The 21,151-nt window shown below is 37.2% G+C and carries 19 protein-coding genes and 2 tRNA genes; 7 read left to right on the forward strand and 14 right to left on the reverse strand.

The genetic code is table 11. From position 1 onward, the window contains the following. Positions 1–10: 10 nt before the first annotated feature. Together nadC and HX062_RS06855 are read right to left on the reverse strand one after the other, a co-directional pair. Complete coding sequence (gene nadC, locus HX062_RS06850) at positions 11–871, reverse strand: carboxylating nicotinate-nucleotide diphosphorylase (protein ID WP_182627400.1); 861 nt, start codon at positions 869–871, stop codon at positions 11–13. Positions 872–954: 83 nt separating this feature from the next. Next, complete coding sequence (locus tag HX062_RS06855; protein WP_182627398.1) at positions 955–1,530, reverse strand: DJ-1/PfpI family protein; 576 nt, start codon at positions 1,528–1,530, stop codon at positions 955–957. Positions 1,531–1,756: 226 nt separating this feature from the next. Here HX062_RS06855 and HX062_RS06860 point away from each other — a divergent pair, with 226 nt between their 5' ends. The 3 genes from HX062_RS06860 to HX062_RS06870 all read left to right on the forward strand — a co-directional run bounded on the left by HX062_RS06860 (position 1,757) and on the right by HX062_RS06870 (position 4,385). Next, on the forward strand, positions 1,757–2,254 hold the full coding sequence (locus HX062_RS06860) for a hypothetical protein (RefSeq protein ID WP_182627396.1): 498 nt from the start codon (positions 1,757–1,759) through the stop codon (positions 2,252–2,254). Between the two features lie 296 nt (positions 2,255–2,550). Next, positions 2,551–3,252, forward strand: a complete 702-nt coding sequence (locus HX062_RS06865) for a YceI family protein (protein WP_182627394.1) — start codon at positions 2,551–2,553, stop codon at positions 3,250–3,252. A 164-nt stretch (positions 3,253–3,416) separates the two neighbouring features. Further along, positions 3,417–4,385: a YpdA family putative bacillithiol disulfide reductase gene (locus HX062_RS06870; protein ID WP_286466884.1), complete on the forward strand. Its 969-nt coding sequence runs from the start codon at positions 3,417–3,419 to the stop codon at positions 4,383–4,385. On the opposite strand, the gene HX062_RS06875 is transcribed toward HX062_RS06870, so the two are convergent. Beyond that, entirely contained in the window at positions 4,382–4,792 is a 411-nt protein-coding gene (locus HX062_RS06875; RefSeq protein ID WP_182627390.1) for a Fur family transcriptional regulator, read from the reverse strand. The two genes, HX062_RS06870 and HX062_RS06875, sit on opposite strands and share 4 nt — an antisense overlap. A gap of 405 nt (positions 4,793–5,197) precedes the next feature. Here HX062_RS06875 and HX062_RS06880 point away from each other — a divergent pair, with 405 nt between their 5' ends. After that, the gene (locus tag HX062_RS06880; RefSeq protein ID WP_286466885.1) at positions 5,198–6,394 is read left to right on the forward strand and encodes an aromatic amino acid transport family protein; all 1,197 of its coding nucleotides are present in this window, start codon (positions 5,198–5,200) and stop codon (positions 6,392–6,394) included. A 53-nt stretch (positions 6,395–6,447) separates the two neighbouring features. Here the strand turns inward: HX062_RS06880 and HX062_RS06885 are convergent, their stop codons facing one another. The 3 genes from HX062_RS06885 to HX062_RS06895 form a co-directional block, all read right to left on the reverse strand. Continuing rightward, positions 6,448–7,164 (reverse strand): tRNA threonylcarbamoyladenosine dehydratase, encoded by a 717-nt coding sequence (locus HX062_RS06885; protein WP_286466886.1) that lies wholly within the window; start codon positions 7,162–7,164, stop codon positions 6,448–6,450. Between the two features lie 40 nt (positions 7,165–7,204). After that, positions 7,205–7,843, reverse strand: coding sequence for a TatD family hydrolase (locus HX062_RS06890; RefSeq protein ID WP_286466887.1), 639 nt, complete (start codon positions 7,841–7,843; stop codon positions 7,205–7,207). A gap of 76 nt (positions 7,844–7,919) precedes the next feature. After that, positions 7,920–10,553 carry a valine--tRNA ligase gene (locus HX062_RS06895; protein WP_286466889.1) on the reverse strand — a complete coding sequence of 878 codons (2,634 nt, stop codon included), beginning with the start codon at positions 10,551–10,553 and terminating at the stop codon, positions 7,920–7,922. A gap of 221 nt (positions 10,554–10,774) precedes the next feature. Between HX062_RS06895 and HX062_RS06900 the strand changes: the two genes are divergently transcribed. After that, entirely contained in the window at positions 10,775–11,164 is a 390-nt protein-coding gene (locus HX062_RS06900; RefSeq protein ID WP_286466890.1) for a DUF1573 domain-containing protein, read from the forward strand. A 63-nt stretch (positions 11,165–11,227) separates the two neighbouring features. Here HX062_RS06900 and HX062_RS06905 read toward each other — a convergent pair whose 3' ends face one another. The 3 genes from HX062_RS06905 to HX062_RS06915 are packed head-to-tail and all read right to left on the reverse strand — an operon-like array spanning position 11,228 to position 14,180. Further along, on the reverse strand, positions 11,228–11,965 hold the full coding sequence (locus tag HX062_RS06905; protein ID WP_286466891.1) for a tyrosine-protein phosphatase: 738 nt from the start codon (positions 11,963–11,965) through the stop codon (positions 11,228–11,230). A 6-nt stretch (positions 11,966–11,971) separates the two neighbouring features. Further along, positions 11,972–13,099: a lipoprotein N-acyltransferase Lnb domain-containing protein gene (locus HX062_RS06910; RefSeq protein ID WP_286466892.1), complete on the reverse strand. Its 1,128-nt coding sequence runs from the start codon at positions 13,097–13,099 to the stop codon at positions 11,972–11,974. Between the two features lie 4 nt (positions 13,100–13,103). Continuing rightward, a complete protein-coding gene (locus HX062_RS06915) occupies positions 13,104–14,180 on the reverse strand; it encodes a putative type IX sorting system protein PorV2 (protein ID WP_182627376.1) in 1,077 nt (358 codons plus the stop codon). 151 nt (positions 14,181–14,331) lie between these two features. Between HX062_RS06915 and HX062_RS06920 the strand changes: the two genes are divergently transcribed. Next, positions 14,332–15,072 carry a CDP-alcohol phosphatidyltransferase family protein gene (locus tag HX062_RS06920; RefSeq protein ID WP_286466893.1) on the forward strand — a complete coding sequence of 247 codons (741 nt, stop codon included), beginning with the start codon at positions 14,332–14,334 and terminating at the stop codon, positions 15,070–15,072. 48 nt (positions 15,073–15,120) lie between these two features. On the opposite strand, the gene HX062_RS06925 is transcribed toward HX062_RS06920, so the two are convergent. Next, entirely contained in the window at positions 15,121–15,867 is a 747-nt protein-coding gene (locus HX062_RS06925; RefSeq protein WP_286466894.1) for an NYN domain-containing protein, read from the reverse strand. A gap of 82 nt (positions 15,868–15,949) precedes the next feature. Then, the gene (locus tag HX062_RS06930) at positions 15,950–16,531 is read right to left on the reverse strand and encodes an LOG family protein (RefSeq protein ID WP_182627370.1); all 582 of its coding nucleotides are present in this window, start codon (positions 16,529–16,531) and stop codon (positions 15,950–15,952) included. 159 nt (positions 16,532–16,690) lie between these two features. On the opposite strand from HX062_RS06930, the gene HX062_RS06935 reads away from it, so the two are divergent. After that, positions 16,691–19,084, forward strand: coding sequence for a TonB-dependent receptor (locus tag HX062_RS06935; protein ID WP_182627368.1), 2,394 nt, complete (start codon positions 16,691–16,693; stop codon positions 19,082–19,084). A gap of 187 nt (positions 19,085–19,271) precedes the next feature. Here HX062_RS06935 and cls read toward each other — a convergent pair whose 3' ends face one another. The 3 genes from cls to HX062_RS06950 all read right to left on the reverse strand — a co-directional run bounded on the left by cls (position 19,272) and on the right by HX062_RS06950 (position 21,151). Continuing rightward, positions 19,272–20,753 carry a cardiolipin synthase gene (gene cls, locus HX062_RS06940; RefSeq protein ID WP_182627366.1) on the reverse strand — a complete coding sequence of 494 codons (1,482 nt, stop codon included), beginning with the start codon at positions 20,751–20,753 and terminating at the stop codon, positions 19,272–19,274. 215 nt (positions 20,754–20,968) lie between these two features. Next, a tRNA-Thr gene (locus tag HX062_RS06945) sits at positions 20,969–21,042 on the reverse strand. A gap of 35 nt (positions 21,043–21,077) precedes the next feature. Continuing rightward, positions 21,078–21,151: transfer RNA gene (locus HX062_RS06950), tRNA-Thr, on the reverse strand.

Below are 21,151 nucleotides of genomic sequence, written 5' to 3' on the forward strand. Positions count from 1 at the left end.
TTTGTCTTTGTTATAAAACCGCTTTTAAACTTAAATCCATATTATAAACAGAATGAGTCAAGGCTCCAGAAGAAACATAATCTACGCCACAAAGCGCATAAGCACGAACTGTTGTTTCATCAATATTGCCAGATGATTCAGTTTGGCATTGATTACCGATTAAGGCTACGGCTTCTTTTGTCGTTTCAAAGTCAAAATTATCCAAGAGGATGCGATATACATTCTCACAGGCTAAGATTTGTTTAACTTCATCCAAATTACGTGCTTCTACGATAATTTTCAATGCTTTGTTTTGCTCTTTTAGGTATTGGTTGGTTTTTTCTATTGCTTCTTTTATGCCGCCGGCAAAATCGATGTGGTTGTCTTTGAGCATGATCATGTCATATAGGGCAAAGCGATGATTTTCACCTCCTGCAATTTTCACGGCCCATTTTTCAATGGCGCGAATACCTGGTGTAGTTTTACGCGTATCTAGAATTTTAGTTCCCGTTCCCTCAAGTAAATCCACAAAAACGCGCGTTTTAGTTGCGATGGCACTCATGCGTTGCATCGCATTCAACATAAAGCGTTCCGCTTTTAAAATGGACTGAGAAGATCCTGCTACGGTTAATACTACATCTCCCACTTGAACTGCCGTTCCATCAGGAATAAACACCTCAACAACTAAACTCGCATCCACGTAGTTTAAAATCATTTGAGCAAATGCAACTCCCGCAATAATTCCCTCTTCTTTAACTAGAACTTGGGCTTTCCCCTTAGCATTTGATGGGATACACGCCAAGGAGCTGTGATCTCCATCTCCAACGTCTTCGCGTATTGCATTGACTATAATTTGATTTAATTCGGCTTGGAATTGTAGTTCTGAAATCATATATAAAAAATTTGCGCTGCTAAAATAAGAAATGTTTTACAAGTGTTCTTCTTTTCGCCGCGCAAACTACTACAGGATCATCCCTATCCTATTTTTATCCCTAATAACTTATAAAATTCACTCAAAATAGCAGGATGGCCAGGCCAGGCAGGTGAAGTGGTTAAATTGCCGTCCGTTATGGCTTTGTCCGCATCTATTTCCTTGTATACACCTCCTGCTACAACGATGTCTGGTCCCACTGCTGGATACGCAGTCAAGGTTCTGCCTTGTAGGACATTTGCAGGTGTTAGGACCTGAATTCCGTGACAAATAGCCGCAATTGGCAAATTCTTTTCAAAAAAGAACTGAACGATTTCAATCACCTTTTTGTTTAATCGAATATATTCAGGGGCACGTCCTCCACAGACATATAGCCCAGCATAATCCCCTACTTTTACCTCATCAAAACTCTTGTTAATCACGAAATTATGCCCCCTGCTTTCCGCATAAGTCTGAAATCCAACGAAATCGTGAATTGCCGTTGCAATGATATCGTTCTTTTTCTTTCCAGGACAAACCACATCCACTGCTACTCCTACAGATAGCAATGCTTGGTAGGGAACCATTACTTCGTAGTCTTCCACAAAATCACCCGCTAACATTAAAACTCTTTTTGCCATAATTCTTTTTATTTTGTTGATTAATGTCTTCTAAATTACGATAATCTATTCAATTCAGAAAACACATGCGCTTAAAATAACGCCTAGCAAGGCAGTCAAACTCAATCAGCCCCTTGACAAGTGCTTATGCGCTCTACTTTGGCTGAAAAAAAATTACTCTTTCAGGGCTCAGCGTTTGAGAATTTTGACTTAACTTTAAATATTCATTATTTAAAATTGTTTTCAGATGAAAAAACTTCTCTTTATTCTATGTATAACCTTAGGGATGGCAAGTTGCAATCAAAAAGTGGCACCCCCTCAAACAGTGAATGTCAATGATCAATTCTCTATGGAGATGCCTGGTACGTTGGCTGCCATGACCGATTTATATCCAGATGCGGCCATTCAGTATGGAAACACATTCAAACAAGTTTACCTCGTAGCAAAAGAATCTCCTAAGACTTCTGCGCCCGATTTCGCAACGTTTACGAAAAAAGCGCTGGCTACTTATGAAAAAAGACCCGATTACCAGATAGTAAAAGAAGAAAACGTTAGAATAAACGGATTGTCGGGAAAAATATACAAACTGTCTATGTCTCAAGAAGGAAACTATATGTACATGATTCAGACAATGATAGAAGGTAAAAAAGGATACTATGAGATTATTGGTTGGACCATTGGACAAAACCAAACCTACCAAGGCGATGAATTAATGAATATTATTTCCACTTTTAAGGAACTATAGTTTTAAAAAACACGTAAAAACGATCATAAGAGGATGCTATAGGGCATCCTTTTTTTTTTACCTAAGCAAATGGAGCCATTCATCAGATCACAGCCAGCGAAGTTAACAGAAGATTTACGAAAAAAGCTACCTTTTTTATCCAAAAAGACATATTTTTAAAAACATTATCAACTAAAAAGGCGTCATAATTTCACAAAAAACGAATATTTACAACTTTTTAACATTCCACACCTGAATAAACTCTTGCATATCCATTTTTGTATTGTACATTTGGGGTAACAAAATAGCGAATTAAGATGAAAAAAATTTTATTATCAGTAGCAGTTGTAGCTGCTCTTTCATTAGCATCATGTGGAAATAAGAATGCTGATAAAGCAACAACTACAACAGAACAAGAAGTTGCAACAGAACAAGGAGACAAGTATGTTGTAAACTTAACAGAAAGTAGTGTTAACTGGAAAGTAGGACACAAAGGTGGACTTAATCCTCGTTTTGGTACATTAGCTTTAAGCGCTGGAGATATTGCCATTGACGCAAATGGATTAAACGCAGGTTCATACACTATAGACATGAACTCTATTAAGGTTGACCGCGCTTCTGTTGATGCTGATGAGGATATTGAAAAATTAGGAGGACACTTAAAAAGTCCTGATTTCTTCGACGTAGAGAAAAACCCTACGGTAGATTTCAAAATCACTAAAGTAGAAGATTTCGACGCTACACAACACAAAAGTACTGTAGAAGGAGCAAACAAAATGGTAAGTGGAAACTTAACAATTTTAGGAAAAACAGTAAACATCACTTTCCCTGCTAAAGTTACAGTAGAAAACGGTAAAGCGGTTATGCATGCTTCATTCATCGCAGATCGCGCTGCATGGGGATTAGTATTCGGTACTACAGATAAAGATTCAGGAGCTGCTTTAAATCCAGCTGACTGGGCGATTAGCCAAGATATGGAAATTGGAATTCACTTAGTAGCTGATAAAGTAACTGAGTAATCTTTTCAACATAAAATAATAAAGGATGTCCACTGGGCATCCTTTTTTTTTTAACCCTTTTTTAGCGAAGTCTTTCCCTAGACATTTGTCGCCTATCCAAAATAATTCAATACTTTTGTTAGAAAGACTAAAAACTACCCTTGTTGGGTTTATTTTCTTACACAATGAAACACGTTGACGTACTCATTATTGGTGGAGGTCCTATAGGCATTGCCTGTGGAATAGAAGCGAAAAAAGCAGGATTAACCTATGTAATTATTGAAAAAGGTTGTTTAGTAAATTCCTTGTATCACTATCCGATCAATATGCAGTTCTTTTCAACTTCAGAATTGCTAGAATTGGATCACATCCCCTTTATTAGTGCGGAAAATAAACCAAGACGAAAAGAAGCCTTAGAGTATTATAGACGTGTTACTCAGTTACACGATTTATGCATTCACTTATTTGAAAAAGTTACAGCAGTAGACAAACAAGTCGAAGGGCATTTTCACGTACAAACAACAAAGGCACAGTATGCAGCTTCTCATGTTGTAGTTGCTACTGGGTTTTACGATTTCCCCAACTTATTGAACATCCCAGGAGAAGATCTTCCTAAAGTTTCTCACTATTACAACGACCCTCATTTTTATGCCAATATGCAAGTTGTGGTTGTTGGAGCGAGTAATTCTTCTGTAGATGCAGCACTTGAATGTTACCGAAAAGGAGCCAAAGTAACGATGGTCGTTCGAGATCAAGCCATAAGTTCTCACGTAAAGTATTGGGTAAAACCCGACATTGAGAATCGAATTGCAGAAGGCGCCATCCAAGTGTATTACAACAGCCAATTAACTGCTATTACAGCATCAGAAGTGTACATTCAAAGCGGCAAAGAATCCTATTGCATTTCCAATGACTTTGTCTTGGCACTTACGGGTTATCGCCCAGATTTTAATTTCTTACACCAACTGGGAATTACAATACAAGACACCGTCGATCAATTCCCTACCTATCATCCTGAAACAATGGAGACCAATATTCCAAAGTTATATTTGGCCGGTGTAGTTTGCGGAGGATTAAATACACACACTTGGTTTATTGAGAATTCGAGAATACACGCGAAACGCATTATGCAGCATATTACTCAAACAACCTAAGATTTACAATCGTTGCATATTCCTTGTGCAATAACTTCGATTTGACTCAATTGGAATCCATCAGGTATCTCAATAGTCGGAATGGCGACTTGGGTCAGGCAGATTGTTTTTTTACATTGGTTGCAAATAAAATGCAAGTGGGTATCTCGGTGTTTATCCTCAGAACAATTAGAAGAACACAAAGCGTATTGCGTGGTGTTAGTTGCCGTAATGCGATGCAAAAGTCCTTTACTTTCAAATGTTTTAACGGTGCGGTAAATAGTTACTCGATCCGATTGATCAAAGCTATTTTCTATATCCGCTAGAGACACCGCTCCTTCTTGCTGTTTTAAAAACTTTAAAACCAAGATGCGCATAGCGGTAGGTTTGATGTTTTTGGACAGTAATTCTTCTTCAATTTTCAACATAGTGCTTTCCTTTTGATCTACTCAAAGATAAACATTGTAATCCAATTCACAGGGAGACAGTTTAGGGAATCCCTGGTACTTTTCCAATTACACTCGGATTTACATCTTATTTAATCGCTAAAAACCAATGAATTAACCTTAAAAAAACAGCAATAAGCAACCCGTTCAAAAGAAGTAAAAACAAAAAAACGACAAAAAAAAACCAGTTATACTGAGATAATCTCAATAATAAGCGAAATCATATTGAAAAGTCTACGAATAAAAACATATATTTATTTTTTTTATAGTCTTTTTTAGTGAATTTTAAAAAAAGCCTTACAGAGGTATAATAATTGTGGTGTATCCACATTATTAGTTACCCCTATATGAATGAACAAATAACAAAAAATATAAATTTTAAACGAAATGCAAAAAATTATCGGAAGTATTCTTATTGTAGCAGGGACTACAATAGGCGCGGGCATGTTAGCTATCCCCATTATATCAGCCAATGTTGGCTTTATATTGATGTCGTTCATCTTATTCTGTATTTGGTTTGCTATGTTTTATACTTCCGTTTTATTAGTAAACGTCTATCGATACAATTCACCTGAGGATGGGTTAAACACCCTGACGATAAAATATTTGGGAAAACCAGGCGCATATGTTACTGGCGTAAGTATGTTAACGTTAATGTATGCATTGACAAGCGCTTATATCGCTGGTGGTGGTGATATTTTACGCACCAATTTAGAGCATGTACTCGACCTAAAAATTCCACCTCAACTAAGTGCCATTCTCTTTACCTTGCTTTTCGGCGGCATTATTGCCTTTGGTACTCGAGCTGTTGATTACAGCACGAAAATGGTGTTTTCAGTCAAACTCTTGTGTCTATTTTTGGTATTGGGATTATTACTTCCCCATATTGAAACGGCTTATTTGAGCTATATCCCAACCACTCCCTTACCTGCATTAGCCACAATCCCTATTATCTTTACCTCTTTTGGGTTTAGTGTGGTCATCCCAAGTTTGGTTAAATACTTAGACGGTAATTTACGCCAACTAAAATGGGTGTTTTTTGCGGGAAGTATACTGCCGTTGATCTTATACCTCATCTGGGAAATGACCATTTTAGGTACTATTGAAAGCAGCGTGTTCAGTACTATTTTGAGAGATAATGCAGGACTTGAAGGATTATTAGTCGCGATTAAAGCTAGTAGTGACTCTCCATGGATCAAGATTTCATTCACCATCTTTGCCGCTGCAGCCATCTTAACCTCTTTTTGGGGTGTTGCATTAGCATTAAACGATTATATCAAGGATTTAGCTAAAGATCGTCCAAAGATTAAGCACAACGCAACAGCGTTCATTCTAACGTTCTTGCCTCCTATCCTTTTTGCTCTGTTCTATCCTGATGGTTTTGTAATTGCATTGGGATATGCTTCAATTTCTTTGGTTGTTTTAGCGTTAATTATTCCGATGTTGATGTTGCAAAAAGCAAAAAAAATAGCGGGTGAAAAAACTAGTCTCCTACACTATGTTATTTATGGTTTTTTGTGGGTGCTTTCAATATTGATCATTGTATTACAACTCTTACTTGCCATGGACCTATTGCCGTCTTAAGGCAACCTATAACATAAAAAAAAGGAACTTGATCAAGTTCCTTTTTTATGCTTTTACTTTGCTAACAAATAGCGGATTACATTTTCTGCTGCGTGTAAACCAAACAAAGCTGGCATCCAGCTATTCGTACCGAAGAACGATTTTTTAAAGTTAGATCCATCCGTCATTTTCAAACTGCTTTCATCAGGTTTTTCTGTTGAAAATATAGCTTTTACGCCCGAGGAAATCCCCTCTTTTTTTAGGCGCTTGCGAATTTGTTTGGCCAACGGACATACATCGGTTTTACTGATGTCTTTTACGACTATTTTCGACGCTTGCATCTTTCCGCCAGCTCCCATAGCACTAATAACTTTGATTCGCTTGCGTTTGGCTGCGAGGATTAAATTAATTTTAGGGGTAATACTGTCAATACAATCCAAAACGTAGTCGTAATCATCGGTTACCACTTCGTGTGTGCGTTCAGGAGACAAAAACTCTTGTATACGCGTTAGCTTCAATTCGGGATTGATATCCATCAGGCGATCACCTACTACGTGCACTTTTGCCATTCCCACAGTAGAGTGTAAAGCAGGCAATTGTCTGTTGATATTTGTGATATCCACTGTATCACCATCGACAATCGTCATCGTTCCCACCCCTGCACGAGCCAAAAACTCAGCGGCAAATGATCCAACACCTCCTAATCCAACAACTAATACGTTGGCGTTTTTTAATTTTTCTAGTCCTTCTTCTTTAAAAAGCAAGGCTGCTCTTTCTTGCCAAATAGCCATCTATTTCTATTTATTAATCACCCTAAAAAGGCTGTTCTTATTATTCTTTATTCAGTATGCGTTTAAAATTCGACGCCACAATTTCTCCTATAGCAGGACGCAACGTTTCAGCTTTAGCATAGATATCCGCTATTGTAATCTCCTGAACATCATCCGTCTCCAAAAACAAAAACGCTTGAGGCACAGCAACAAAAGTCTCTTGCAATTGAGTATTGTACAACAACGCCTGACCAAAAGAGAGATAAATGCCATTTTTCCACAAACTTTCTGCCACCTGTTGATGTTTATTAAATCCATGGACCACAAGAGGAACGGTCAGTTTCAACCGCTTTTTGAGTGCAATAATTTCTTGATAAGCCGAAACGACGTGCAAAATTACAGCTTTTTTATATTTTTCTGCAAGAAGTAATTGACGAACTAATACTTCTTCTTGCAATGCCAAAGGAATATCTATTTTCTTATCTAGCCCACACTCTCCAATAGCTAAACAATTGGGATGATGCAGCTGTGATTCAATGAAATGCAACTGTTCTTCAATCAAAGTAGGCGTGATATACCAAGGGTGAATACCCAAAGAAAAATGAGGAATGCTAAGGTCCACAGCTAACAAGTCTTGACTGACAATAGCTAACGTATCTGAGTCCTTACATCGATGATGTGTATGGAGGTTGTATTTCATGAAGGCGAAGATAAAAAAAAAGGTCTTTCGTTTGTGTACACAAACGAAAGACCTTATAATCAACTTGTTTTTATTTCTATTTCAAACCAGCTAAACTGTGTTCAATGGTTGAAATTTTTGCCAAAGCATCTGCTTCTTTTTGCTTTTCATTTGCCACCACCTGTTCTGGTGCTCCACTAACGAATTTTTCATTTGATAGCTTCCCTTGTACAGATTTCAAGAAACCTTTCAGATACTTCAACTCTTCTTCAAGTTTTGCTATTTCCTCTTCTACATTCACACTACCTGCAATCGGGATAAAGTATTCATTTGATTTCACTCGGTAGGACAACGCACCACTAACTTGATCCGCAACGTATTCCATACTAACAATGTTTCCTAATTTTGAGATTACACTATCAAAATAAGTTGACACTTTTTCGTTGTTAATTATTTTAAGATCAATGCTTTCTTTGAAAGAGATATTTTTATCTTTTCTGATGGTACGAATACCAGCAATTACTTCCATGGCAAATTCAAACTCTTTAATCAACTTTTCGTCAAACCCTTTTATTTCTGGCCAAGCAGAAACTACTAACGCTTGTTCAGGCGTACGAGAATCGATATGTTGCCAAATTTCTTCGGTTAAGAATGGCATAAATGGATGTAAAAGCTTGAGATTTTCTTCCAACAATTCAATTGCTTTACGGTAGGTAACCGCATCAATTGGCTGTTGGTATCCTGGTTTAATCATTTCCAAGAACCAAGAGCAGAAATCATCCCAAACTAATTTATAGATAGCCATTAACGCATCTGAGATTCTGTATTTTGAGAAGTGATCTTCGATTTCCACTAGTGTTTTTTGCAATTTTGCTTCATACCAAGCCAAAGAAACTTTTGCTGTTTCAGGCTGTTCCAACGTTTGAGAAACTTCCCATCCTTTGATCAGACGGAAGGCATTCCAAACCTTATTGGTAAAGGCCTTTCCTTGCGCACATAAATCTTCATCAAACAAGATATCGTTTCCAGCAGAAGCCGATAGCAATAAACCTACGCGAACTCCATCAGCACCAAATTTGTCGATCAAACCTAAAGCATCTGGAGAGTTTCCTAGTGATTTAGACATTTTTCGACGCTGTTTATCACGTACAATTCCCGTAAAATAAACATTGGTAAACGGCTGTTTACCCGTGTATTCATACCCTGCCATAATCATACGTGCCACCCAGAAGAAAATAATATCTGGACCGGTCACTAAATCATTTGTTGGGTAATAGTACTTAAATTCTTCGTTTTCAGGGTCGATTAATCCGTTAAATACCGCCATCGGCCACAACCAAGAAGAGAACCACGTATCTAAAGCATCTTCATCTTGTTTTAAATCAGCGACAGTCAAATCCGTTTTTCCTGTTTTTGTTTTCGCTAATTCAAGTGCAGCTTCTACTGTTTCAGCAACAACAAAATCTTCCTTTCCATCGCCGTAGTAGAATGCAGGAATTTGATGGCCCCACCACAATTGACGAGAAATATTCCAATCGCGAATATTTTCCAACCAGCTTCTATAAGTACTGTTATAACGACTTGGATACAGTTTAACCTCTTCCGTTGTCATTACGGCATCTAAAGCAGGTTTTGCCAATTCCTCCATTTTCAAAAACCACTGATCAGACAAACGCGGTTCAATTACAGCTTTGGTGCGCTCAGATGTTCCTACATTATTCAGGTAGTTTTCTACTTTTTCCAATGCGCCAATTGACGCTAATTCAGCTTCAATTTCTTTGCGTACAACAAAGCGATCTTTGCCTTTGTAGTGCAATCCAAGATCGTTTAGTGTAGCATCAGCATTAAAAATGTCTATAATTTCTAAATTGTGGCGTTCACCAAGCTCTTTGTCATTGATATCATGGGCAGGCGTTACTTTTAAACATCCTGTTCCGAACTCCATATCGACATACTCATCAAATATAATAGGAATTGTGCGATTGCATATTGGCACAATTGCTTGTTTTCCTTTGAGATGTTGGTAGCGTTCATCTGCTGGATGAATACAAATAGCAGTATCTCCCAAAATGGTTTCAGGACGTGTGGTTGCAATTGTCAAATAATCAGACGTTCCTTCGATTTGATATTTTAGGTGGTATAGTTTTCCTTGGCGTTCTTCGTAGATCACCTCTTCATCAGATAAGGTAGTCTTCGCTTCAGGGTCCCAGTTCACCATGCGATACCCGCGGTAAATTAATCCTTTGTTATACAAATCAACAAACAACTTAATCACTTGTTGTGACATTTCAGGATCCATCGTAAACTTCGTACGATCCCAATCACATGAAGCCCCTAGTTTTTTCAACTGATCTAAAATCACGCCTCCATATTCTTCTTTCCACTCCCATGCGTGTTTTAAAAACTCTTCTCTAGTTAAGTCGTTTTTATTGATTCCCTGCTCTCTCAATTTAGCGACGACTTTGGCTTCAGTTGCAATAGATGCGTGATCCGTTCCCGGGACCCAACATGCGTTTAACCCTTTTAAACGGGCGCGACGAATTAATACATCTTGAATTGTAACGTTCAACATATGCCCCATATGCAATACTCCAGTTACGTTTGGTGGAGGTATTACAATGGTGTACGGCTGTCTTTCATCTGGTATAGATCGGAAAAAATTATTTTCCATCCAATACTGATACCATTTTTGCTCTACTAGCTTTGCGTCAAATTGTGCAGGAATTACCATTATTCTATAATTTAATTATTAAAAAAAGACAAAACATCTAGTTGCTTGGCAGAAAAAAAGTTTTTTTCATTCTTTGTAACCTTAGTTTTCATTATCTTTGTGTTGTACAAAAGTAATTATTACTCGTCAATTATAAAAGTTTATCTAAAATCGAATAGGTAAAAAAATTTGCGAGTTTTCGAAAAGTTTCTAATTTTACAAAACAACAAAAAGTTATAGTAATGAAAAATTTAATAGCAGTATTCGCATTAGTATTATCTAGTGCTTTATCATTCGCTCAAAGTGGTCCAAAAATTCAATTTGCCGCTGAAAACAACACTATCGATTACGGTACAGTGGTTAGAGGACAAGACGATGGATTACGTACCTTCGAATTCACCAACACAGGTGATCAACCATTGATCATCACAAACGTACGTTCTACATGTGGATGTACAGTTCCTTCTAAACCAACAGAGCCTATTATGCCAGGTAAAAAAGGAAAAATCGATGTAAAATACAACATGAGTATTGGTAGAATTAGCCGTACAATTACGGTTGAATCTAATGCGATAAACTATGAAAATGGAACAGTTCCATTGAGAATAAAAGGAGAAGTAACTGATAAGTAATTTCTTACTCATATAAAAAAAAAGCCACTCAGACGAGTGGCTTTTTTTTTATATCTATGTGTTTTACTTTCTAAATTCTTGATTATTGCTTATCGCTTGGGTAAAGAATTCAATTCCCTTCACCTCTACTTTAGCTTCAAATCCTTTGATGTGTTTTTCGTGGTGAATATCTGATCCAACGAAATCGATTAATCCATTCGACAATAAAAAATTAGCTGCTTCTAGAACGTGTTTACCATAGTAACCGGTTGCGGAAAGCAAATTCATTTGAAAGAGACAACCCGCTTTCTTTAACTTCTTATACATAGCTGTATTTTGATGGTAAAAATTATAGCGCTCTGGATGAGCTAAAACAATGTCGTATCCGTTTGACTTTAGCTGAAACAAAATATCCATCAATTGAATAGGCGGATTCATGTACGACATCTCCACCAGTACATAGTCCTTCTTTAACGTTAGCAACTCTTTATTTTCGATGCGAGGCAGTAAGGTTTCATCCATCATGTACTCAGAAGCGACACGTAATTCGATTGCTTTTGATTCTGTAGGTAATTCTTCCTGTACCTTTTTGTACTGATTTAAAATACCTTCTCTTGTATTTTCCCAAACTAATGGGGTTGTGTGCGGGGTAGCAATCGCTTGGTCAAATCCCATCTGCTGCATCGCTTTAATAATAGTTCGCGTATCCTCAATGGTTTGGGCACCATCGTCAATTCCATAAATCAAATGCGAGTGAATATCCACATAGTTATCGGGAATTAAATCTTTTAAAATAGGTTTTGATTTAAAAAAAGAAAACATAGTCTACTATTTATTCTTCACTCTATTTTGTAAAACTGGCTTAAATTCCAAAAATAAAGTTACAAGAGTTAACAGGTACAAAGGTAAGGTTATTATTAATTTTTCTGAATAAAGATTCAATACAATATATAAAATTAACAATATGACAACAATAATACCTAATATAGACTTAATTTTATTTAAGTTTTTAACAAACGGAATCAAAATCAACAAAGGATTACATAAAAAAACCACATTATTCCACAACAATTCTCCATGAAGAGAATAAAAACCTACTAAAAAGAAAAAACATCCTAACAAGCCAAAAAGGATGAAATAAACAGATCGCACCACGTTATTTACGGCTAATCCCATCAAAAAAAGCACGAGTAAAGAAGCAAACCAATAGGTATTCCACCATACATAGTTCTCCGTTTGCTCTGCTTGAAAAACTGTAATTTCATCTTGAACTAAAGGTAGATCAGCGTTTTTAGTCTGTGTCAACCCCAATTGAAATTTATCAGGTAAAAACAACAAATTAGAGGGGTGATCGACTTTATTACCGAAAATTAAATTAATGCCCAACATTTCGAAATAGCGATCTTTTAAATAGGTATTTAAAATTGTTCGATAGGTGGCGGTATTGCCTTCAACGCTAATTTCTACAGGCGTTGGCAATACATCGTTTAGAACATCGACTACCTTAGTGGTACAATTTTGGTCGATAAATTTATAAATATAATAGCGGTTTTCTTCTTTTAACGATTGGTTTAAGTTGTTCCACACCTTTTGTTTTTGTGTATGGGAGAGGTTTAATTCTTGCTCGACCACGGAGCGATTATCATAGGCATAATTCATGACGAAGCGCTCATAATCGTCATAACCTACAAAATAGAGTAAATCTCCTTTAACGAATTTACCGTAGAAATTAGGCGTTCGAAAATCAAAAAGACCATAATTATACACGCGATCTATCCCCTGTGCGGGATCGTATACTCGAATGGCTGTATGTCCAAACAAAGCGTAGAGCTCTTTTCCTGTTCCACACGTCAAGACGCTAATTCTTGCTTTGTTAGACAATATTCGTTCGGTTGGACTTCCATAGCTTAGTTGGACCAAGAGCACTGCAAAAAGCAACGCGACTATTTTTTTCATCTTTTTATTTTCTAAAAATTCCTAAATCTAATTTTAATGAGAAGACATTTGAATAGATGGCAGCACTTTGATCGCCAATATCTGTTAGCGCGTAATCCACTTGAATCCCTTTATAGTGGAATCCCACACCAATATTGGGTTGAAACTCTGTTTTTTGGGTGTTGTCCATTTGTCTATTATTTTGAAAGTTGCCGACACCTCCACGCACAAAAACCAAATTGGCATAGCCAAATTCAACTCCTAAAGAGGGCGTCATACTCATAGAACCACTGGAGATTACCGCATTGGTTTCCGCAAATTCTACGTGTAGTGCTAAGGCTGCTAACAGGTTCAAATCACGAGACAGTTGTACGTTTTTTGAGACCCCCATTTGCAGTTTAGGCAAGGTAATTTCAGTCGTTTCGGGTAGTTCTTGATTCATCCCCTCTACGGCTTCTTGTACTTTGCTGTACTCTTTTTTATTGATGCTCCACATGTTATAGGTCGTTGTAATGTCTCTAGCCATGACTCCAAACATCCAATCGGACTTGGTTTTATATTGTATCCCAGCATCAAATCCAAATCCCCAAGAATCGGCAAATTTTCCAATTACACGGCGTACTACTTTGGCATTCACCCCATAGGTTAGTCCTTCAATGGGTGTATTTCGCGCATAAGACAATACAAAGGCGTAATCTGCCGCGGAAAATAGGCTGATGCGATTATAATCAATATTTCCGTGTTGATCGATTAGTTCGGTCGTATTCATGATATCATCCACCCCAAAGCGGATGATCGAAAATCCCAAAGCACTTTTTTCATCCAAAGGCATCGCAAATGCTCCATAATCATATTGCGCAATATTGGCAAAGTAACTTGCGTGCATTAGGGATATTTGCTGGTCTTCCAATCGCATTAATCCCGCAGGATTCCAATATACGGCATTTACATCGGCCGTAGAAGATACCACGCTATTTGCCATTCCCATAGCAACAGCATCTACTCCAATATTTAAGAACTCATTGGAATATTTTCTCGCTTTCTGGGCATGGGTAGCAAATCCAACACAAAAGAGCAATGTACCGAATGTTAGTTTTTTCACAAACATCTTTTTATTATTCTTACTAAGTTGTAAAAATAGTAAAAAACTAAAAGGCGAGGACGATATTATTATTTGTAAGTTTATAATACCTTTGCTTTAGGAAATTAACGTTTATCTTTATAACCTAGATCAAGACCTAAATATAGCTTACATGAAAAAACATATTCCAAATTTCATTACTTTATTGAACCTCCTTTCAGGACTAATCGCTTGTATATATGCATTTGACGATAATATTCTCATGGCTTTTATATGGGTGTGTATTGGTATTTTCTTTGACTATTGGGACGGATTCTTAGCTCGAATTCTTCAAGTAAAAAGCGAATTAGGACTTCAATTGGATTCCTTAGCGGATATGGTAACCAGTGGAGTGGTTCCTGGATTAATTATTTACAAACAATTGGCCAATATTCAGGAAACTCAAGGGCCATACAATTTGACACCAGAGACATACTACATGGCTATTGTTCCGTATATCGGTTTCCTCATCACTTTGGGCGCAGCCTATCGACTAGCGAAATTCAATATTGACACCCGACAAACAGATTCGTTTATCGGATTGCCTACACCGGGGAATGCGCTCTTCATTTTGAGTTTACCTCTTATTGTTAGTACAACTAATTCTGAAGCGGTGATCTCTTTCTTGAGTAATCCCTATGTATTAGTGATTATCAGCGTATTGAGTGCCTATATTATGAATGCAGAATTACCGTTGTTTTCACTAAAAATAGACCCTAAAAACATAGGGGCTTATAAATTACAGTTGGGATTTGTTGCAGCATCAATCCTCTTGTTAATTGTACTGCACTACTTGGCAATTCCACTGATTATCTTGCTTTATATTTTGCTTTCTATCATAAAGAATATGACAGCAAAAAAACAAATAGCGTAAAACATAAAAAGGTCAGCAATGCTGACCTTTTTTATTGATATATTCTCTTTATTTCTTCTTGACCAAGGGGTGATTCAACCCTTTTACATTGTTATTGATAACCTCATAGGTTTTTAAGTGTTTAAACATTTCAGTCAGGTTTCTAAACCCGTAATCACGAGAGTCAAAACTAGGATCTAGTTTACGAAGGTTATTACCTACAGTAGAAATATACGCTTCTACTTCTTCATACACTGACATATCAAAAGCGCGATCAATCAAACGCATTTCTTTTTTGGTGATCGTAAGAGTATCATCTTCCTCTTCTATCACTTGTTTTTTCTCTTGACTGATACTCTTTTCTGCTTTTACAGGTTTGGGCGTTAACGTTTCGCAATAGGTAAAAATCTCACAAGACTGTACAAAGGCATTAGGTGTTTTCTTTTCCCCTATTCCCATCACAAAAATTCCTTCCTCTCGGATTCGTTTCGCCAATCCAGTATAGTCACTATCGCTAGAGACAATACAAAAACCATCGACCATTTTATCGTGTAAAATATCCATGGCGTCAATAATCAACGAACTGTCTGTTGAATTTTTCCCTGAGGTATAGTTGAATTTTTGAATGGGTGAAAAAGACAAATCATTGAGCAAGTCTTTCCAACTATTCATTTGCGGGGTAGTCCAATCTCCATAAATACGGCGAATGGTAACTTTGCCGTATTTCGATACTTCCGCTAAAATATTCTCTAATAATTTTGCTTGTGCGTTATCGCCATCGACGAGTATCGCTATATTATTATTGTTTTTTTCCATTTTTAACGTTTATTCATACTTGAGTAGGTAAAATACGAAAAAAAGTCCGAAAAAAACTGTTTTTAATCTTTTTTTAGCACAGTTAGACTGGTTGATCCTTTGCTATCCACTTGCCTACTTTTGGTGCTTCATACTGAATCATTTGTTGTAATAGCGCGTCAATATCGTCTGAGATAATGATCATTTCTTTATTTTCTTTTTTGAGGAACCCCTGTTCTACCATACTATCAATCATTAGCATCAACGGATTGTAAAATCCTGCCACATTGTACAGTGCAATTGGCTTTTTGTGCAAACCTAATTGTCCCCAAGTCAAAACTTCAAAGAACTCTTCTAGGGTACCATATCCCCCTGGTAAAGCGATAATCCCATCGGATAATTCATCCATTTTTGCTTTGCGTTCGTGCATCGTATCCACGTGATAGAGCGACGTTAGTCCCGTATGTCCCAATTCTACATCTGCTAAAAAATGAGGCAATACGCCAATAACCTCACCTCCATGCGACAAAGCTCCATCGGCAATTGCCCCCATTAACCCAACTTTTGCACCTCCATACACAACGCCAATTTGCTTTTTTGCCAAAGCGGCACCTAAAGCCTTCGCACTTGCCATATATTCTACTTTGCTACCCGCACTCGATCCACAAAAAACAGTATACCTCATATATTTATATTTTTTCTAAATAAGAATCAAAATACTAACAATCAATACCTTACAATGATTACATTTCTTTTTTATATTTTTTTTAGGTGTTAGCTTGTAACAAAAGTAACGATTCTCAGTCTATTAGGGTAGACAAAAAAACTTAATTCAACTAATCAAATGAATACAAAACTAACTTTATTGTTTTTTTTACTTTCCCTTTGTGGAGTCTACGCCCAAGGTTCTGTAAAAATATCAGGACGCGTGTTTGACAAAAAACTTAATGAAGGTATTCCTTATGCGACCATTACCTTAAAAAAAGGAGATGCTGTTATTACGGGAGGAATGACTACAGATAACGGTTCTTTTGCAATTACGGCTACCGCTGACACCTATAACTTGGACATTCAATTTATAGGCTACACTCCTTTTCACAAAGAAATCACCTTAAAAAGTGCTACCGATCTTGGTACTATATACCTTGAGGCGGAATCGACTACTTTAGCCGATGTAAACATCGTAGCGGAACGATCGACTATCGAACAAAAAATTGACCGAAAAGTCATTACTGTGGGTAAAGATTTAACTACTGTTGGTGCTACGGCTTCTGACATTATGAATAATATCCCTTCTGTTAACGTGGATAAAGACGGCAAGATCTCTTTAAGAGGAAATGAAAATGTTCGCATCTTATTAGACGGAAGACCAACAAATATGTCGGCAGAGCAATTACTTAAACAAATTCCCTCTACTTCAATTAAGAGCATCGAATTAATCACGAATCCAAGTGCAAAATACAATCCTGAAGGAATGTCGGGAATCATCAATATTGTTTTACACAAAAATACAGCTGATGGTTTTAATGGTTCTATTGACAGCGGTGTAACCATTGCTAAAAATATTCAATCGACCACTTCTTTAAACTTAAACTACAGAAAAGGCAAATTAAACTTTTTTGGAAATGCGAGTTATTCTGACGGAAAATCGAAAAATGACGGGACTATGTTTCGCGAGGATATTCTTTCGCCAACATCGATTAATATGCTAAATACCAACAAGAATATTTTGTATAAGGTTGGGGTTGATTACTATATTAACGATCAAAATACGTTGTCTTTTTACACCAATCAAAGTACAAACAAACACAGTGTTGATTTAAAAACGTCAACTATTTATCCAGATCAATCCTTTGAGGATATTTTTCAAAAAACCTTTTACGACAATAAAAATACGTTCAGCACCTACAATTTAGCGTATAAACACTTATTCGCTAAAAAAGGACATACACTAGATGTTGAAATGAATCACAACATCAACAAATCGGACATGGACGGTGACTATTTGACCAAATTGGGAATAGCCAACGACTTACCATATCAAGATGGCAACAAAGACGAGAACACCTTGTCGACGTTAAACATTGACTACGTAAATCCATTAAACGATCATACGAAATTAGAACTAGGGGCGGAAGCGCGAATCTCAAGAGCTGATAATAGCTTCACCTCAAACAATCCCTTAATTCCAATCAGCCAAAAACACATAGACAATAAGTATGATCAAGATATTTTTTCTGCTTATGCGACATTTGGCCAAACCTTAGGAAAATTCAACTACCAAGTAGGAACTAGAGTAGAGAGCTATAGAGTGGATTCAAAATTGGATGGAAACTCAACGTTTAAGGATGATTATGTAACGCTTTATCCTTCTGTTTACTTGGGATATAACCTTACAGATAACGATATGTTTAACGTGAGCTATAGCCGTCGTGTTGATCGCCCTGGAGTAAGACAAACAAATCCAGTTCGCCAATTCTCTACGCCATTAATGACTATGGTAGGAAATCCAGAACTAAAACCGCAGTTTACCAATTCTGTTGAATTAAACTATACGCGCTTATTTGCTAAAAGAAGCAGCATTACTGCTGGCGTTTACTATAGACGCATAAACCACGAAATTAATCACGTGATCTACGACGATCCAGAAAATGATAACCCTAATGCTTTGTTGATGACTTTTGACAACTACAAATCAAACGACGCTTATGGTTTTGAAGTTTCTGCTAACATTATTGTTACTCCATGGTGGGATATGCAACCTGCCATCGATTTTTCTAGCATTAAACAAACGGGATTTGTATCTCAATTGGATGCTACAGGCACAATGAATACTGTATTGCGCGATATCACGGCAAATGCTTTCAATGCGCGTTTAAACAGTAACTTCAAAGCAACAAAAAACCTTCGCTTTAACTTATTTGGATTTTATAGAGGAGGGGTTGACGGAATTACATCAGACGCAGAAGAAATGTACAAAATTGACGCTGGTGCGCGCTATGCTTTACTAAATAACAAATTAAGTATTAGCTTCCGATTCAACGATATCTTCAATACGATGTCGTACAAGTACAAAACAAAATATCCTTATCCTTCAACAGGTGAATTCACTTGGGAAAGTCAATCTGTGTATATTGGTGTAAACTATACATTTGGTGGCGGAAAAGGACGTTCCTTGCAAAGAAAGTATAGAGATACCAACACAAAACAAAGTGGTGGTGCAGGAGGATTATTCTAAATTCCTATACAAGACTTCAATTATTACGAAAAAAGGGTTCCTTGGAAAAGGAACCCTTTTTTTATGGTTACTAGTTGGAATACGGTTATTGACAAAACGCGCAAAGAAAACATTCACTCCGATTTTCTGGTCGCGTTTTTTATTAATATTCACCATTCCTTGACTTGGTTTTGGGTTTGCAGTTCCATCAAAGTAAAGGAGACAACAAGCGCAAAAAGCTATTTTTAAGGCGATGCCATTTTGATCGTTTATTCCAGCGTTCTAATTTGAGTTGAATAGAGTCTTTACAATCTTGTTCAAACATATCGCGCATTTGCTTGGCGAAATCCATATCGTAGAGTACAACATTTACTTCGAAGTTCAAATCGAAACTGCGATGATCCAAATTACAGGTTCCTACTGAGCAAATACCAGAATCGATAACCCAAGTTTTGGCGTGTATAAATCCTTTTTTATACAAGAATATTTCTACTCCGGATTCTAGAAGTTCTTGAAAATACGATTCAGAGGCTAATTTAACAGTCAAAGAATCAGTAATTCCTGGCAGTAATAATTTGACTTTTTTTCCGCTAAGTACGGCCATTTTGATAGCTAGTTGTAGGGATTCATCTGGAATATAGTAAGGCGTTGTAATACAAATCTCACGTTCAGCTTCCTGTATAGCTTGAAGGACGCTAAATAGAATAGAAGGCACGTCAGAATCGGGGCCTGAAGCGATTACTTGAACGGGCAAGGTTTTTTGTTTACCCAAGTGAATTTTAGGGAAATAATCGGCGCTGAAGCTGAGATTTTCTTTGCTACAAAAATTCCAATCGGTCAAAAACACGTGTTGCAATCCATAAGCGCCACTCCCTTCTATACGGATATGGGTATCGCGCCAAAAGAAGTCGTTTTCTGCTTTTCTGCTATTGTCATAGCGATCGGATATATTTATCCCCCCTGTATAGGCAATTTGTCCGTCTATCACCACGATTTTACGGTGATTGCGGTAGTTGAGTCGATTGGCTAAAGCCAGAAGAATAATCTTGTTAAACGCGAAGGCTTGTATACCATTTGCACGTAAATCTTTGACTATATTTTTGCGGATGCTTCTACTTCCAAAATCGTCGTAAATAAAGCGTACCTCCACTCCTTCTTTGGCTTTAATTTTTAGCAATTCGGCGATTTCTCTACCTATTTCATTATTTTCATAAATGTAATACTCAAGGTGAATATGGTGTTTTGCTGCTTTGATATCCTCGAGTAAACGCGGAAAAAAGGCTTCTCCATTTTGCAGGAGCTCCACATCATTATCAACTAGAAGAGGTCCTTCACCTACGATGGAATTAGACAATAGGTTCACAAAAGAGCGATGTTTATCAATGATGGGATGCCCTTGTTGTTTTAAATCGAGATGGATCTCACTAAGGCGTTTGTACAAGCGCTCTCCATAATTATCGTTGGCGATTAGTTTTTTAGAATACATCTTTCTTCTTCGGTAGTTGATACCAAAGGAGAAGTAAAAGATGATTCCAAAGATAGGCACGAAAAAAACTAGCAATAGGTAGGCTAGGGTTTTCGAGATGGAATCCGTATCATAGATAATTCGAATCGCAACGAGAATTGCGATTATGAAGTAGACCACTTCCCAATAAATAATCCATTCTGATTCGAAAAACAAGGATATCATAGTTTAGAATACTTAGTCAATAGAGAATTACACTCTTGTTACATGATTCTAAATTTAAACAATCTTTTGCAACGAATAACAAATAAATACAGTGCTATTTTAATAAATAGTCGTAAAGTGTCAATTTTTGGGGCAGGTGCTTACAGCATCTAGTTGATTTACGGGATAGGAAAGAGGTAAAAGCAAAAAAGCTTCCTAAGAATAGGAAGCTTTTGAGCCGATGGAGGGACTCGAACCCACGACCTGCTGATTACAAATCAGCTGCTCTAGCCAGCTGAGCTACACCGGCAATTTAGATTGCCTAAAAGGACGATTAAAATATTGAGCCGATGGAGGGACTCGAACCCACGACCTGCTGATTACAAATCAGCTGCTCTAGCCAACTGAGCTACACCGGC

Source organism: Myroides sp. DF42-4-2, from assembly GCF_030326445.1.
GTDB lineage: Bacteria > Bacteroidota > Bacteroidia > Flavobacteriales > Flavobacteriaceae > Flavobacterium.